Genomic DNA, 15943 nt, shown 5'->3' on the forward strand with positions numbered 1-15943 from the left:
CTATTGGCCATTAGACAAATGCTCTAACTGCATTCTTTGTTCCATCTGGCGCAGAAAATACCCCGTCATCATGGCCGACGCTAGAAGTCCAGCTAAATTCTCCCGATCTGTTGTGATTTGCACGTTGAAATTTTCTGCCGGGAGCATTCCCACTAGCCCTTGGACATTTTGCGAGATGATTTGTTTAATTTCGGGGCTGGCGGACTGAGCAACCCTAGCTAAAACATCAGGAGACTGATGCTGTAGATATTTGAGTAACTGATTAGGGTATTCCTCAGAGTGGTCGGAAACAAGTTGATTAGGGTGTTCCTCGGAGTTGTCATTCAAAAAGTCAGGATTAAACACCATTGGCAGTTTTATTTAGCTTAATTGCTAACTCTACTCTAAACCATAGAACAAGAGTAGCGCATTCACCACGGGTATAAGTCAAGAGGAGGGGAGTGGGGCAGAGGAGGCAGGGGGCAGGAGGCAAGGGGAAAAGAGGTTATTTTTATTCTTTTCCGTGCTCCCTATTCCCTATTCTCTACTCGCCACTGTTTTTAGTTCTAGTTCTAGTTCTAGTTCTAGTTGTTCTTCCTTCTGACTTGTAGAAAGTATTTGTGGAAGTTGTTCGATTTGGAAATATTGATGGAATTTTGGGGTTACTTGGAGTGAGTAAGAGCGAGAATCGCTGTCTCGGCGTTTGCGGATGAAACCAAGTTCAACAAGTTCTGGGACGTGCTGATATACTCCTGAACCGCGTAGGTTAATCAAGTCGCTTTGGAGTATGGGACTATTAAGGGCGATCGCTGCCAAAGTTCGCAATGCACCTACACCCAATTCTACTGGTATCATCGTTTGCACTAAGTCATGAAAATCAGACCGGAGTTGCAAACTGTAACCATCTGGAGTTTCTACTACCTCTAGGGCACTATCTCGGTGGGCATAGTTGTCCATTAGTTCAATTATGCCTTCTTTGACAGTGGCGCGATCGCACGCGGCATACTCGGCGATTTCGCCGAGCGACAAGGGTTTACCCTTTAAATAGAGAATTGCTTCTATCTTCGTCGCTGTGGCTGTAATCATTTAGTCATTAGTCGTTTGTCATTGGTCATTAGTCATTGGTCATTAGTACATGACAACTAACAATCAACAAGTGTGTGGCATTATATCATAAATTGTCAAAGTATTTTTTAAAATTGGGCATTGGGCAAAACAGTGTTGAGTAATGAGTAATGAGTGCTGAGTTAGGAGTTATTCTCCCCCTGCTCCTCTGCTCCCCTGCTCCCCTGCTCCCCCAGTCCCCAGTCCTTAATCCCCAGTCCCTCTATTTGTGAGAATAAATTCTGCGATCGCTAAATCTTGGGGAGTGGTCACTTTTAAATTTGTCTCTTCTCCCTCGACAATTCGGACTTCGATGCCGCACTTTTCAAATAAGGCAGCGTCGTCAGTTACTTCCCAATCTTGACGGACTCCTTCAGCATGGCACTGTTTCAACAACTTGACATCAAATCCTTGGGGAGTTTGTGCCGCCCATAGTTGTCGTCTGTCGGGTGTTTCTTGAATTATGCCTTGTTCGTTGACAACTTTGATGGTGTCTTTGACGGGTACACCAGCAATTAAACCGGGACAGTGGCGAATGGCCTCGGCACAAGAGTTAAATAAATCTGGTGTTACCAGGCATCTAGCACCATCGTGAATCAACACTTGTTCTGCGGCTATTGGCAGAGATTGCAAGCCATTGTAAACAGATTCTTGGCGAGTGGAGCCGCCTTGAATTAATTCTACTGGTTTAGTCAGCTTCAGATCGGCGAGAATTGCATTGAACTCTGGCCAATCGCTAGACTGAGAAATGATCCCGATCCAACTGATTGTACTGGCGGCTTCTGCGGCTAATAAAGTCCAAGCAATAATTGGTTGCGATCGCACTCTTAGCAGGAGTTTATTGCGGTTACTACCCATTCTTTTTCCGATTCCCGCAGCTGGAATTAGTAAATACACAGAATTCCTCAATCTTTAAGCTATATATTTTCCCCTAAAATAGGGAGCGAGTAAGCGTCAATAAATATTATGCGAGTAGTAGCCCTTGTACCTGGCGGAATTGGCGACCAAATTCTCTTCTTTCCGACTCTAGATGACCTGAAGCGCCATTACCCTGATGCTCAGATAGATGTCGTTGTTGAACCCCGGTCAAAGGCTGCCTACCGAGTGAGCAAGTCAGTTCACGAGGTGCTGAACTTTGATTTTAATGACCGTAACAGTCTGGCAGATTGGGGTAATTTAGTTGGGACAATTCGCGATCGCGAATACGATGTTGCCATTGCTGTTAAGCAAAATTGGTTGGTGGGTCTTTTACTCTGGTTGACGGGAATTCCTATACGCATTGGCTACCAAGGCAAAGGATCGGGTTTTCTTACCCATACTGTGCCGTTGAAATCATCCCAGTATGTCGCAGCAGTTTATCACGACTTGCTGCAACCGTTGGAAATAAATAGCCCTGTCCCAGAGTTAGCAGTAAATGTACCAAAACCAGATATTGAATGGGCACAAAAGGAACAAAAACGTTTAGGGGTTCATGAAACAGGCTATATCTTGATTCATGGGGGTTCTGGCCAGTTATCCCAGGCTAAAGAACTGGATAAAATCTACCCTGTCGAGAATTGGCAACAAATTATTCAAGCCTTCCAACAAAAGCAGCCGGATTTACCTGTGGTGCTTATTAAGGGGCTTGATGATGAGCTGTTTGTGCGATCGCTTCTGGAGTCTTCTCCAGATATCAAGGTGACTGCCCCAGATGATATTGGTAAGTTAACTGCCATAATTGCTGGGGCAAATTTGATGTTATCTACTGATAGCGCGGCCCTACAACTGAGTGTTGCAGTCCAAACTTATACCATTGCCATCTTTGGGCCCAGCAATCCAGCTAAGTTGTTGCCGAAAAACGATAAATTCCTAGCTATTGAATCCCTTACGGGAAAAACGGCGGATATTTCACCAAACACAGTTTTAGAGAAAATTTGGGGTGGCTAAACCAGTAGTTTTCCCAAACTTAGATACCTAGAACAGACAGTAAGCCTCAAAACCTCTCTCCTGGAAAGAGAGAGGTGAATATATAATGCATACAAATGAAAAGCTCTATAATTTATCATTCAGCCGTTGTCACAAGTTGGCAACGGCTTTCAGTTTTTATTTAGACAAATCGTATTCTAGTGCGTTATACCACAATAAAGTTGAGTTAAACCCAAAATCCTTAAAAATATACTATAGTTCAATACGATTCAATTAAGTTTCTGGTATTGATTTCGGCAAATAGAGGCGCGAAATTATACTTCGTGTCGGTCAATGCGCTAACGCTTCTCTACAGAAGATTTAGGGTTTAACTGAACGATATTGCAATATCAGAATAACCTCACACAGTTTACTAAAACGAAGAAAATTTTCTCAAAACTCTTCCATCACCTATTAGCTATTTAAAATATTTCAAAAAAAGCATCATCTAATTCATAACCTAGAATTTGCGCCATAGACTTTAAGCGCGAGAGGCTGGGTATATTTTGTTGTTTCAGCCAATCACCTAAAATAAAGATTTTGTGCATCAAAAATATCTCTAAGGCTTCAGGATTGTACTGAATACCTTCTTGAGAACTAAACTGGTGTGGTACAAGCATGGCGGCATAACGGGCAAATTCTCCAGCTTTCCAATCTAGTAAAAATGGCAACCAGGGATATTTGGCATCTAGACGCACAAACCACAGGCGCAGCTCTGGAATTTCTGAGAGTTCCCGTGGGTCTCCAGGCTGGAGATCGTAATTGACATCAAAGCGTAGCTGCTGTTCGTGGGATGCAATCCCATCTTGCAGCATTTTTTCAATCACCGTTGATGCAGGGGACAGATCCAGATTGTTAATGAAGTCATTATTGAGTGCGATCGCAATTGTCATTGATTTAGCAGCCACTTTCTTGATGCTCAACTGTAGGATCGAGAATATACAGTAGCAGCTTTCAGGGATTGACGCTACATTGACTTTGGATCGCACAAAGTCTTTTTCATAAATAAATTAGTATTTACTGATACTTTTTGCTGATAATTTCGTCAACCCATACAAGGTTTAAACACAAGTCTGACCTTGCTCAAATTTATTTGATACTTTTGCTTAATTTTCGGTGATTATAACAAATATACATTTAGTTACTAGCTTTGATATGAGCCACTGGCTATCGCTATTCACTTCACTGATTTTTACTAAAATTAAATGTTACTTTTATCATTGCTATAATTACTCGCATCTAATTAAATAATTACTACACGATTAATATGGTACGCCATTAGAATTAGCCTACTTAGGTAAGGCAATGGCTGCCCCAAGGTGGACATTTACAGCAATTTTAAGTTAAAGTTGTAATGAGTTTGTTTTAGATTAAGGTCTGACAAAGTAGCCGTCAACAAGCAAAAAAAATCATAATCGCCACCTGTCACTTTCACAGCATCAAAAGCCAAAACATAAGTGCAGGTGAGACAGCGGTGTGCAATATCATTGCATATATTAAATAACCAATAAACATTTAGACGGGAAAATTCCCCCCAACAGTTAACAAGCTGTAATATGCAAAAACAAACAATTACTACAAAACCAATTCGTTCCTTAGAAGATGCACTTGAGCGCTGTCAAATCCTGGGTATGCGCGTCAGTCGTCAGCGTCGCTTTATTCTGGAATTACTTTGGCAAGCAAATGAACATCTTGCTGCAAGAGAGATTTACGATCGCTTGAACCAACAAGGCAAAGAGATCGGTCATACCTCTGTTTATCAAAATTTAGAAGCACTATCCAGTCAAGGCATTATTGAGTGTATTGAACGCTGTGATGGACGTTTGTACGGCAACATTAGTGACTCTCACAGTCATATAAACTGTTTGGATACAAATCAAATTCTTGATGTTCATGTGGAACTACCAGAAGATTTGATCCGCAAAATTGAAGAAGAAACAGGAGTGCGGATTACTGAGTACAGTATTAACTTTTTTGGCTACCGCAATCCGCAAGAGGTCTAGGGAGCAGGGAGCAGAGGAGCAGGGGGGCAGGGGAGCAGGGGAGCAGGGGGGCAAGGAGGAATTATTGAAAATCTCTCCCTTGTTTCTTTTGTCTCTTCTCCATGCCCAATGCCCAATGCCCAATGCCCAATGCCCCATACCCTATTCTCCAATTGAATTCTTACCAAAAACTGTCTCATCATCGGCATCATCATCATCTAAATCTACTGATAAAATTGCGCCTTCACAGCTTTCAATTAGTCCGATCGCAGGGGTTTCGTTCCAATTAACGTTTGTATTTGGCGTGATTTTCACAGTGTTTAAAAAGCGCTGCTGCGATGCCTGCGGCGGTAAACTACGCAAATGTTTCAGTTTTTGAAACAACTCTTTAGAGAACAAGGCTCCATTATCAGCAGCCAATTTTTTGTCACTCGCCGCAAGGATGGCGTCAAATAAGCAGGCGTTGGTGAGATCGGCAGAATTGAGATTTGTCCCCATCAGGTTTGCCTGTTGCAGGTTTGCGCCTGTGAGATTTGCCTGTTGTAAATTCGCACCTGCGAGGTTTGCGTGTTGTAAGTTAGCACCTGCGAGGTTCGCCTGTTGCAAATTGGCTCCAGCCAAATTCGCCCCTGTTAACTCCGCATTAGATAAATTTGTTTGCTCAAGATTTACCCCAGTTAACATCACTTGCAATAAAGAGGCTCCCGATAAATTCAGTCCAGCCAGAGACTTGATTCGGGTTGCGAAGGCACTTTTATGTAAAACCGTTGTCCTAGCAATTAGCACACTCAGCACTTCTGGATTGAATTCTGTCAAATTGACTGGATTCCCACAAGGCCAAAATGGAACTTTTGTTTCTCGGTAGCAAGCACAAAGCAATAAAAATACATTCAGTCCCACCGCAGCATTCACCTGTTCAACATTCACAGGGTTTTGCAGTGCATGAAAATTAGTCAAAGCGTTGTGCGCTATCCCCTCATCTAACCAACGTCCTTGACAGTAAGCACGCCAGAAAGATAAAAGACGTTGGAATAAAACTTCAAACGAAAATTTGTGCTTTTGCTGGCGACGCAATCCGGCGATCGCTAGTTCTTCTATTTCTTGGCTAAGTATCCCGTAACCTAATAAATTATAAATATTCTGAGCTACGCTACTGGAATCAAGTACAAAAGTGGGCGTACCATAAGCCTCATCTTGGTACTGAGTCAGAAGTTTAAGTTGGACAACAATAGCATCTGCACAAAGAGATTCTCCTAACTTGAGATGCGAAAACTCAATTAAACTACTTTTTGCTGCGCTTTCACCTGAGCTTTTTACATCCCAAATTTTAAAATAAAACGCTGGTAAACTATTAAATTCACCAGTTAGATTAATTTGATGACGTTGCGAGTGTAAAATTTTGAGAGCGATCGCTTGCATCTGCTCGAGTAAATCTTGAGGATGACGATTAGCGAGTAGATTAGCGATCGCTTCTGGAGTCCGATGAATATGAGCTGTACCCGAACGCAGTAACATCGTCTTGATCCCACCAATTAACGGATAACCCAACAACCATCGACTCAGACGATGATGAATTTCCCATAACAGAAAAGACTTTTGGGTATTAGCTGCTAACTGCAATAGTTCATCATCTAGCAATCCCTCGCGGTGCAAGAGGCCCAACAAATGCAGCATTAGGGGTTGACGGATAAGGGGAGATAATTCGCTTAACTTTGATTGGCTATTAAATAACCCTGCCTGTTTTAATAATGTAAATAAATTTTGAGCAATGGGTAATGATTGCACTTTTGCCCACTGTTGAAACCATTGTTTGAATTCGTCCACATCCAATGGCTGAATAATAATTCGCCTCAATAATAGCGGTACTTCCGAGACGATTTCTGGTAAAGTCGTTGAGCGACTTGTCAACACAATTTTGTGGCGGTGCTGAGATTGAAGGTTTAGTAATTGCTGAATAAAAATTGCTTGTGCCCTGATACCCTGGACAGAATGGGGCAGTTCATCCAAACCATCCAGCAGCAACAGACAAGGGAGATTTTCTTGCTCTAACCAAGTTGAAAGATTAACACCAAAGGCAGAATTTAGAGTTTCGATTAAAGTTTTACCGTATTTTACATCTCGCAACCTAATTACTATAGGCATCCAAGTAGGGTAAAATTCCTGTGCTACCTGTGCTGCCCAAAGTTGGCAAAAACTAGTTTTTCCATAACCTGGTTCTGACTCAATAACAGCGATCGTTTCTAAATCAGTTAACTGTTGCTGCGCCCATGTTTTTAAATCAACTGGTTTAACAGCTTTTTTATCTTGTTCAGAAATATTTTCTTCTATTGGTAAGCCTTTTTGTGGCACATAGATATCCTTAAGAGCTGACAATGGGGAAGACAAAGTTTTATATCAAAGTTGTTTTCTGATTGGTAAAAAACAGTGCCGATCTAATTGAGTGGACTATGAGCGATCGCCCTTTAAAATTATTGTTAATCGACCAAGATCCGATTTTTCGTCTGGGATTACGGATAGCCCTAGAAGCGATTCCTAACCTGGAAGCGATCGCAGTTGTAGAAACTGATACCATTGCCTTGCAGATTCTAGCAGAAATTGCCGAAAAAGACCCTAACCAGGTAAATTTGATAGTTTTAGAATTTGGCAATGGTCGCTCTACCACCAGTCAACAGCTGGGTTTACAATTCTGTCGGCAACTCAGAGCCTTATATCCCAACCTACCAATCCTGCTTCTCAGTTCTATTCAAGAACAAGGACTGCTATTAGCTGCGAAATCTATTGGTATCAATGGCTACTGCTCCAAAGGTACACCACTTCCTGAGTTAATCGCCGCCATCCAAGAAGTTGCAGATGGTGGTTCTTATTGGTTCCAGGACACAGAAGCAGTAATAACTCCTAACTCCTGTACAGACGCGATTAATCGCGTCTCTACTCCCTACTCCTCACTCCCCTTCTTTAAACTGCGAAATAATTTACGTTTGTCAGGAATCGCTAACATTGATGCTACCCTAGCCGCAGTAACAGCACAATTACAAACTCCTGGACTGCCATTACTAGATCGAGCCACTCTAGCTGGACAGCGGCGAGAACTGTTAGCGGCTCGTTGGTTGCTAAATCGGTTGTTGGTTTCATCACAAGAAAGGCAAGAGGAACAGATTCCGCTTGCAGATGAGCCACCTTTAACTCCTTTATTAAGTGGTGACATTCAGAAAAGGCAAACTGTATTACCTTTACTGAGTCCGGGAACCCTACAATCTGCCTTGTTTACATCTTGTGTTGCTAAACTTCAATTTCCTTTACGAAATATCACAGATATACCTTTAGAAATTGATATCTTTCGTGAAGATAAAAAACGAGAATTACTTTATCTAATCCTACAAAAATTAGCTGAACAGTTGGATGAACTGCGTACTTCTCAAATAGAGATAAATCAATTATATGAACTACAAAATACTTTGCTATGTGATTTATGGCAAGCAGCAATTACAGATTTTTTTGGAAAATTCTCTCGGCTAAAAATAACTAATCAAAAAATAGAAATTGTTAATTTGTTGTTGCAAAATACAGAGATTGTGCAAAGAGATATTCTCAATCAAATTCCGCTGGTTTGTGAGTTTTATTCTTATCTTTTATTTCAAACAGAATTAAACATTGATAATACCTCCTATCCAGTAGTAAGTGCCGAAGCTAAGTCCCAAGCATTAATGATTTTAGAGAACCTATTGATTCAGGTCGCGAATGGAGTAGTGCAACCACTCTTAAATTATTTAGCAGATGTAGAAGAGATTAAGCAAAAATTTTATGGACGCCAATTGATTTCTACAAGAGAAATTGAACGATTTAGAAATGATCTGTCGTGGAAATATAGATTAAGAAATTATATCAATGAACCAAAAGCCATTTTTGAAAGTCGTTATGAGCTATTTGTAATTGCGTCTCGTGGCATTGCTAATACTTCAGTTTATGCCCCTCGAAATCAGGAGTTAGTAAAACTTTCTAATATTCCCTTAGTAGTGACATTGCTCCTAGAATTTAGTGATGCGATCGCACCGCGTTTAAAATCACTATTAGCCGTTTTCGGTAGCGGTATAGTTTTTATCCTTACCCAAATAGTTGGTCGGGGTTTAGGTTTAATCGGTCGTGGTATTCTTCAAGGTATTGGTAGCGTTTCGTCAGTAGAAAAGAACTTTAAACGAAATAGCGATCGACCTAAGTGAACCACCAGGCAAAGATGAGAAGGAGGGGATCAAGGGAAATAACTCAATGCCCAATGCCCAATACTTCGACTTCGCTCAGTACAAGTGCCCAATGACAAATGACAAATGACAAATGATTTTATCGGACTAGCAATTTCTTATGTTTACGCTATCAGTCTGCTTGTGATTGGCGAGGGACTACGTAGGCTATTTGGTGTAAAGCCGGATTTGACCCGCAAAGTAATTCATATTGGTGCAGGGATGTGGGCTTTCGGAGTCCTGCTACTGTTTAAGAATTGGGAAATGGGAATTATACCTTTTGCTACCTTTATCGGACTGAACTACTTGTTTTACCGCTACCGAATCATCGGCGCAATGGATACCCAGGATAGCTCACCTGGTACGGTTTATTTTGCGATCTCAGTGACACTACTGTTCGGGCTACTGTGGCGACCAGATGGGCCAGTAGATAGCGTTGCGATCGCCGTAGCTGGGATAATGGCAATGACCTGGGGTGACGCACTAGCAGCATTAATCGGTAAACGTTTTGGGCAGCATAAATACCAAGTGGGAAGTTCTGTGCGTTCCTGGGAAGGTTCAGCAGCAATGTTTGTAGCGAGTACAGTAGTGATTTTCTTGGTGCTGTTACTGCTACCTGGTTCTTTGCTAAGTCCCCTAGCAAAGCCTTTAAGTTTCGGATGGGCATTGTTGACGGCGGTGATAACTGCTACTTTTGCAACCTTAGCAGAGGCAGTCTCGCCCCACGGCACAGATAACCTCAGCGTACCTCTAACAGCGGCGGGAGTAGTTTGGATTTTCATGCAGGGTTTTTAAGGCACTTTTAATTACTTCGTTCCCAATCTACAACTAGAATTTCAGCCACTCATAATATAGATTCTCAATAAAAATAGCTATTTCAGTGCGATATCTGCGGCGGGCTGTGACGCTTGACGGCTCACTAACGCTGCGCTATCGGTATCGCACTATTAATTCGGCGATTTATACCCCTAATTTTTAGCACCTAACTTTGGAGTACTGCTACTTCATACTACAATACTACTATTTTGAAATTGGCAGTGTTCGTAAACACAAGATATCTGTGATCGAGAACACATATTTTTTGATTGAGACAACTATATGATCTTCCCCACATGGGCAATACAGCAAGAATACATCTTGTAGCCTGATTTCCATCTTGTTTCTCTTAACTCCAGCGATACACTGTTATGCTTCATTTTCTGATTTAGCAGAAATTGTCAAAGCATACCTGAAAGGATTTCACACAATTGAAGAAGGCAGAAGCCTGTAAGTATCAATCAAAACTTTAGTTGTGGGTGATTGCCCATTACTAGAACAAAATTGTGTCGAGATATAACACAGACACAAAGCATCCTTGCTTCAATCTCATGCTTTTAAGGGTGGGATTAAAGCAGAAATGCCTTCATATCTCGTACCTTCTGGCTTCTGAATGCATTTTTCATCAAAAAACAACTCTAGCAACATAGGTACAATCAATATGAACTTTAAACAATTTGGTGTATTACTGTCTATATCTACAATTCTTGGAATCAACGCGATCGCGACTAAGGTTTTGGCTGACGAGCCTAGTATTACTTTTGGAGATGCAATCGGGTCTGGTGGATGTAAGGTTGCCGATCAACTTGTTGGAGAGGATGGTAGAACCTTATCGCTCATCTTGGATAACTTTAGTGCATTCAATGGTCAACGTCAAAAGTGTATTTTACGCGTTCAAAGTTTTATTCCAAGTGGTTTCATCATCCAAAATGTACAAGTACTGTACCAAGGAACTACTGATATTAATACTAAGAGTAAAGGTACCAGCTTAAGCAGAACTTATAGCTTTAGTGGTGGTGCTCTTGGTCAAGCCGTAGCTTCCCCTAAAACTAGCAAGTTTACATCTAGTAAGGCATTTGCAGAGCAAGATGAGATTACTGTTTTAGCTGCTACAGGTTTATGTAGTGGTGGTGGACAAGGATTATTAGGTATTAATCTGACTGCACAATCCTCAGCAGGAAGTTCTATTTTTGTTGATACAGCCGATCTCAATGCTGGAGATGTGATACTTTCTTTTGACCTAAAGCGTTGTTAGTAGTTGCTTTTAGCGATTCTGTGGATAGATGGTGATATACGCACCAAATTCCAAATTTAGTGGTCTTCAATGAGTGGTGAATCTAAATCCCCCACTCGTTGAATCTACCAAATGTATTCTTCTTTAAAATTACAAATTTCTGTTGATGGAGAGGAAGTTATGTTGAGATTGAGTGATGCACGTAATTTTTTCATATTAATGTGCTTGTTTTTTTTCTGTTATGATGCCAATTCATCTAGCACTGCTGCTCCAGTAAACAACCAGCCGCGATTTTCGGTTAACAGAGGATGTAATATAAGCTTCAATCCGCAAATAAATCAGTTTACGCTTCGCGCTCCTATAACTGTAAAGGCACAATCGTCAAGGGCTAGATGTATCATTAGAATTGATACCTCTAATACTCAAAAGCAATTTAGACTCGTGCCTTTAGCTGTAAAAGGTGTAGTCAAGAAAGCACCAGCACAAGTAGCTATCACATCGTTTTTACTTGGCGATAAACCAACTCCATATCAAATAAGATATGAAAGTACTATAAATTTTGATTTGACCAAGCAAATACTTCCAACTAACTATACAACTACAGGAAAAAGTGTTTTAGGCATTAATTTAGTATTAACAACAACCGGAGGAGAATTAGAGTTGACAGATTTCAAATTTACACTTCAACAAAAATAATAAGCTCAATTTTGAGGAATGCTCCCCAATTCTGATGAGGTTGGTCTGCGATCGAGGTGCTGTCAATATTAGCAAAGGCAGCGAGAACTGCAAAGTCAGTAATGATATAGGACTAATATCTGATTTTTGAACGATATTTTAGATAAAACCCTTAGAAAACGGGGTTTTCAGTTTCAAAATGTTTTCAGAAATTAAATTGGAGTCCTATATCAATACCTTGTTTAAGTTATTATAGTGACAACTCCGTACGTAAGTGCTAATTCCAATTGCGACGGACATGGAAGAAGCCTTCTAAAAACTCTTGCAAAGGAATGTTGGTATTTAACTTTTGCTTACTCCACTCTCTTGCAGTTTGTTCCAGAATTTCTGAGAAACTGGGATAGGCAGGAGATAAATTTGCTAGGTGTTTAACTTTAATTTTTTGTGATATTGCCAAGGCAATCAAATTAATTAATTCTCCAGCTTCTGCCCCCAATATCGAAGCCCCTAAAATTTCTCCATTGCGTAGCACAATTAATTTACACATACCAGTGGTTTCATCCCGAAGTTGAGCTGCTGCCACTGTTTTAAAATACTGTCGCAAAACTAAAACTTCATCTCGACGAAATTGGCGTTTTGCCTGTGCCTCTGTCAAACCCACTTGCGCCATCATCGGCGCAGAAAATATCGCCCAAGGAATTGAGGAATAATTTACTCGTAATCTAGGGAAAAATAGTGCATTGTTCAGGGCAATTTTTGCTTCATAATTAGCGATATTGGGAAAGTCATAACCACCAATTACATCACCACAAGCATAAATGCGGTGGTTAGTGGTTTGCAGTTTATCATTTACTACTAAGCTACGCTGATGCCATTTCACACCTACTGTTGCCAAATTTAGGAATTCAAGATTCGGCTGTTGGCCAGTCGCCACTAAAATTTCATCAGTTTCAATGGCCTTATCTCCTGCTTGAATCCACTTTTTATTTTCAATTCCCCTCACCTGAGTTACCGGTTTTTCGGTGAGTACGCGCACACCTTCGACTTCTAGCTGCGCTTGAAGCAATGTAGCTATCTCAGAATCTAGATATGGAAGAACATAAGGATGCTTGACTACCAGCGTCACACTGCAACCAAACCTTGCTAAAGTTTGAGCAATTTCAACACTTTGGGGAATTCCACCGATAATTACCCAATTTTTGGGTAATGTCGCTCCCTGGAAGGATTGCCAAATATTAGAAAGGGTTAGATAGCCAGTGGCTTGTAATCCTTCAATCTCTGGAATTTCTGGATGCGAACCACTGGCTAGCAAATAAGTACGGGCACGTAGTAGGCGATTGTTAACGGCAAAAGCCAATTGAGGTGAAGATTGAAACTGACCACTGCCAACGATCGCATCGACTCCCTGCGCAGCTAAAATGGCTGGGGAATACTGTTCTTGGAGATTTGAAGCGACGCATTGAGCATACAGCATCGCTTCTTGCCATGCCATAGATATCTGGCATTCTTTTGAGGTATCAGTGTGTGTGGCATGAATACCAAAACCAGCCGCATCCTTCAACTTCTGCGCTAGTTTACCAATTTCGGTAAGAGCATAGTGATGAGTAAACCCGTAGTCTACTTTGGGTTGTACCAGGGCAACTGTAGCACGTAATTGGGTTGCAGCAAGTGCAGCATAGTATCCAGCAAGACTGCCACCAATAATTACAACATCGTAGTCAACGGTCACGTGAATTTAGATTAGAGTTAGCAGTTAGGAGTTAAGAGTTAGGAGTTAAGAATTAGGAGTTAGGAGTTAGGAATTAGCAGTTAAGAATTAAAACCTTGTTTAACTTATAACTCCTAATTTATAACTTATAACTCCTAACTCTCTTTTAGCGCTGTTAGTAAGCGTTGGTTATCGGACTCTTGACGTACAGCAACCCGGAAAAAGCGATCGCCTAGTTCTTTAAAACTAAGACAATCGCGGATTAAAATCTGGTGAGACTTGAGTAATTGTTGCTGTAACTGGGAAGTAGATTCTTGGGACTCAACCAGTAAAAAGTTAGCAGCACTTGCTTGGGGTTGCAATCCTGGGATTTCAGCTAAACCCTGAAACAGCTGGTTTCGTGCAGGTAGTAGCCATGCCCAGGTTTGCTGCTGAAACTCCGTATCTTCGAGTGCCGCAATTGCCGCTGCTGCCGCTAGCGTGTTTACAGGCCAAGGATCTCGCCATAGCTGCCATTTAGCTAGGCAGTCAGGATGTGCGATCGCATATCCCAATCGCAGTCCTGGGAGACTGTAAAATTTGGTCAGCGATCGCAATACTACTAAATTTGGATATTCCTGCACCACCGGAATCAGGCTTTGTTCCTCATTGGGCGGCACAAAATCCATAAATGCTTCATCCACCACAACCAAAGCAAATTGCTCCAGGTAGGGCAAAATAGAGTCCCGTGAAAATAGTTTTCCAGTTGGGTTGTGCGGATTATTCAGCAATAGTCCTTTGTCCTTTGTCCTTTGTCCTTTGTCCTTTGTCAACGACCAATGACCAATGACCAATGACAAAGGACACTCCAGCACATTAGCGTTATACGCTGCCAAGGTTCGGTAGTAATCGCCAAAGGCTGGAGTAATCAAAATTGTTGCGGCTAATTGAGCTAATTCCCTACCGATTAAAGTGAGTAATTCTGCGGAGCCGTTACCCGGCAGAATCCACTCAGACGGCAATTGATGGAAGTGACTGAGAGCTAGTCTCAGTTCACTATAGTTTGGGTCTGGATAGTGCTTAAGATTACCAATTTGGGACTTAATAGCAGCGATCGCGCTGTTTGGAGGCCCCAACGGGCTGATGCTAGCAGAAAAATCCAGAATAGCATCAGGGGGACAGCCAGCCAGTGCTGCTGCCCAGGCTAAATTTCCCCCGTGTGCAGGTTGCCGCATTAAAAAAGGGTTCCCGAAGACAGAACCTATGCTTTTGGGGGTGCTACCTTTTCTCTAAACAGTTTTCCTGCGGAGAAGGCAGGAACCCTCGTCGCTGGAATTTCCATTTTTTCATTTGTTTTCGGGTTGCGACCTTCACGGGCTTTACGTTCCCGTGATTCAAATGAGCCAAATCCCACCAATGTCACCTTATCACCAGAGGAAACCGCTTCAATAATCGTTTCTAGAGCAGCAGTTAAGACTGCATCCGCTTGTTTCTTGGTAACACTAGCCTTTTCAGCTACGGCATCAACTAATTCACCTTTGTTCATGTCAAACTCCTGAAGGTTTACTTGAGATTTCAGTACGGATGCACATTAATACATCCGTACTGAAATCTTTGTTTGCGGAAATACAAAAATCATCCTTTGGGAGTATTTTTTCTCAAAACGGCTGTACATCCCATCGGCTCGACTTTTCAATGAATCATTCTAAGGTGTAGTAGCCTGATGTGGATAGATGAAACCATTAATTTATATAGATTTCAGGATTTTTTGTAATTTTAGGGTACTTGTTTCACTAAAAACCACCCCAAAAGTAGGAAAAAATACTTAGTAAATCCCGCAATTGCAAAGAAAACAGGGGAGTAGGAGGTGGAAGATGGTCAATGTTTGTTGGCATTGATTAACGATGTTGAAGAGTTATTGCTGAGATTAACCAATTTTTATGGAAATTGAAGGCTCAGATTCCCGATTTCTCTAAAAAGTCACAGATTTTGCTCACTTTTGATCTGATGTGGAAAATCCAATGCGAAATTTAACCCCATAGCAAGCTTCTTTAGTAGCGAAGAGGAAAAAATTAAAGCTTTTCTCCTAGAAGGCTATCCATTAGTTACATGTTTCTTAACATTTGTGGGGCGATGCCTACGGCGGTAAACTACGCTGCAAAAACTTTTTCTGGTGCATCCGTTACGCGTAGCTTACCGTAGGGGTACAACGAACGTAGGCACTTAACAAACCTATTAGACTTATCCGAAAATGGTAAATGTATACGGCAAAGGAATTTCAGCGATT

Annotated in this window: 13 protein-coding genes and 1 pseudogene; 6 read left to right on the forward strand and 8 right to left on the reverse strand. The window is 41.4% G+C overall.

The features are described from left to right. The 3 genes from RMX89_RS15065 to ispD form a co-directional block, all read right to left on the reverse strand. Positions 1-348, reverse strand: coding sequence for a DUF760 domain-containing protein (locus RMX89_RS15065; RefSeq protein ID WP_322671763.1), 348 nt, complete (start codon positions 346-348; stop codon positions 1-3). Between the two features lie 168 nt (positions 349-516). Beyond that, entirely contained in the window at positions 517-1065 is a 549-nt protein-coding gene (gene scpB / locus RMX89_RS15070) for an SMC-Scp complex subunit ScpB (RefSeq protein ID WP_322671762.1), read from the reverse strand. A gap of 225 nt (positions 1066-1290) precedes the next feature. Further along, entirely contained in the window at positions 1291-1980 is a 690-nt protein-coding gene (ispD, locus tag RMX89_RS15075) for a 2-C-methyl-D-erythritol 4-phosphate cytidylyltransferase (protein ID WP_322671761.1), read from the reverse strand. Positions 1981-2049: 69 nt separating this feature from the next. On the opposite strand from ispD, the gene RMX89_RS15080 reads away from it, so the two are divergent. Beyond that, complete coding sequence (locus tag RMX89_RS15080) at positions 2050-3009, forward strand: glycosyltransferase family 9 protein (RefSeq protein ID WP_322671760.1); 960 nt, start codon at positions 2050-2052, stop codon at positions 3007-3009. Positions 3010-3449: 440 nt separating this feature from the next. On the opposite strand, the gene RMX89_RS15085 is transcribed toward RMX89_RS15080, so the two are convergent. Further along, on the reverse strand, positions 3450-3920 hold the full coding sequence (locus RMX89_RS15085; protein WP_322689472.1) for a CRR6 family NdhI maturation factor: 471 nt from the start codon (positions 3918-3920) through the stop codon (positions 3450-3452). A gap of 663 nt (positions 3921-4583) precedes the next feature. Between RMX89_RS15085 and RMX89_RS15090 the strand changes: the two genes are divergently transcribed. Continuing rightward, positions 4584-5030: a Fur family transcriptional regulator gene (locus RMX89_RS15090; protein ID WP_322671759.1), complete on the forward strand. Its 447-nt coding sequence runs from the start codon at positions 4584-4586 to the stop codon at positions 5028-5030. Positions 5031-5171: 141 nt separating this feature from the next. Here RMX89_RS15090 and RMX89_RS15095 read toward each other — a convergent pair. Then, positions 5172-7400, reverse strand: a pseudogene (locus RMX89_RS15095) (pentapeptide repeat-containing protein); the annotation flags it as partial. 56 nt (positions 7401-7456) lie between these two features. Between RMX89_RS15095 and RMX89_RS15100 the strand changes: the two are divergent. The 4 genes from RMX89_RS15100 (at position 7457) to RMX89_RS15115 (ending at position 11990) form a co-directional block, all read left to right on the forward strand. After that, positions 7457-9226, forward strand: a complete 1770-nt coding sequence (locus tag RMX89_RS15100; RefSeq protein WP_322689473.1) for a DUF3685 domain-containing protein — start codon at positions 7457-7459, stop codon at positions 9224-9226. Positions 9227-9331: 105 nt separating this feature from the next. After that, the gene (locus RMX89_RS15105) at positions 9332-10039 is read left to right on the forward strand and encodes a phosphatidate cytidylyltransferase (protein ID WP_322689466.1); all 708 of its coding nucleotides are present in this window, start codon (positions 9332-9334) and stop codon (positions 10037-10039) included. A 682-nt stretch (positions 10040-10721) separates the two neighbouring features. Beyond that, positions 10722-11315, forward strand: a complete 594-nt coding sequence (locus tag RMX89_RS15110; RefSeq protein WP_322686330.1) for a DUF4360 domain-containing protein — start codon at positions 10722-10724, stop codon at positions 11313-11315. 111 nt (positions 11316-11426) lie between these two features. Then, complete coding sequence (locus RMX89_RS15115) at positions 11427-11990, forward strand: hypothetical protein (RefSeq protein WP_322686329.1); 564 nt, start codon at positions 11427-11429, stop codon at positions 11988-11990. Positions 11991-12246: 256 nt separating this feature from the next. Here RMX89_RS15115 and RMX89_RS15120 read toward each other — a convergent pair whose 3' ends face one another. The 3 genes from RMX89_RS15120 to RMX89_RS15130 form a co-directional block, all read right to left on the reverse strand. Then, entirely contained in the window at positions 12247-13698 is a 1452-nt protein-coding gene (locus tag RMX89_RS15120) for an NAD(P)/FAD-dependent oxidoreductase (protein ID WP_322689467.1), read from the reverse strand. A 134-nt stretch (positions 13699-13832) separates the two neighbouring features. Further along, on the reverse strand, positions 13833-14891 hold the full coding sequence (gene cobD, locus RMX89_RS15125; RefSeq protein WP_322689468.1) for a threonine-phosphate decarboxylase CobD: 1059 nt from the start codon (positions 14889-14891) through the stop codon (positions 13833-13835). Positions 14892-14917: 26 nt separating this feature from the next. Then, positions 14918-15202 carry an HU family DNA-binding protein gene (locus RMX89_RS15130; RefSeq protein ID WP_010998076.1) on the reverse strand — a complete coding sequence of 95 codons (285 nt, stop codon included), beginning with the start codon at positions 15200-15202 and terminating at the stop codon, positions 14918-14920. Positions 15203-15943: the final 741 nt, after the last annotated feature.

This window comes from Nostoc sp. DedSLP04, assembly GCF_034530775.1.
Lineage (GTDB): Bacteria > Cyanobacteriota > Cyanobacteriia > Cyanobacteriales > Nostocaceae > Nostoc.

Bases quoted from the DNA above. Each gene is read 5' to 3' on its own strand.
- RMX89_RS15105 (WP_322689466.1), top strand. From the start codon at position 9,332: ATGACAAATGATTTTATCGGACTAGCAATTTCTTATGTTTACGCTATC.
- scpB (WP_322671762.1), bottom strand. From the start codon at position 1,065: ATGATTACAGCCACAGCGACGAAGATAGAAGCAATTCTCTATTTAAAG.
- RMX89_RS15085 (WP_322689472.1), bottom strand. From the start codon at position 3,920: ATGACAATTGCGATCGCACTCAATAATGACTTCATTAACAATCTGGAT.
- RMX89_RS15100 (WP_322689473.1), top strand. From the start codon at position 7,457: ATGAGCGATCGCCCTTTAAAATTATTGTTAATCGACCAAGATCCGATT.
- cobD (WP_322689468.1), bottom strand. From the start codon at position 14,891: ATGCGGCAACCTGCACACGGGGGAAATTTAGCCTGGGCAGCAGCACTG.
- RMX89_RS15080 (WP_322671760.1), top strand. From the start codon at position 2,050: ATGCGAGTAGTAGCCCTTGTACCTGGCGGAATTGGCGACCAAATTCTC.
- RMX89_RS15065 (WP_322671763.1), bottom strand. From the start codon at position 348: ATGGTGTTTAATCCTGACTTTTTGAATGACAACTCCGAGGAACACCCT.
- RMX89_RS15130 (WP_010998076.1), bottom strand. From the start codon at position 15,202: ATGAACAAAGGTGAATTAGTTGATGCCGTAGCTGAAAAGGCTAGTGTT.
- RMX89_RS15115 (WP_322686329.1), top strand. From the start codon at position 11,427: ATGTATTCTTCTTTAAAATTACAAATTTCTGTTGATGGAGAGGAAGTT.
- RMX89_RS15110 (WP_322686330.1), top strand. From the start codon at position 10,722: ATGAACTTTAAACAATTTGGTGTATTACTGTCTATATCTACAATTCTT.
- RMX89_RS15090 (WP_322671759.1), top strand. From the start codon at position 4,584: ATGCAAAAACAAACAATTACTACAAAACCAATTCGTTCCTTAGAAGAT.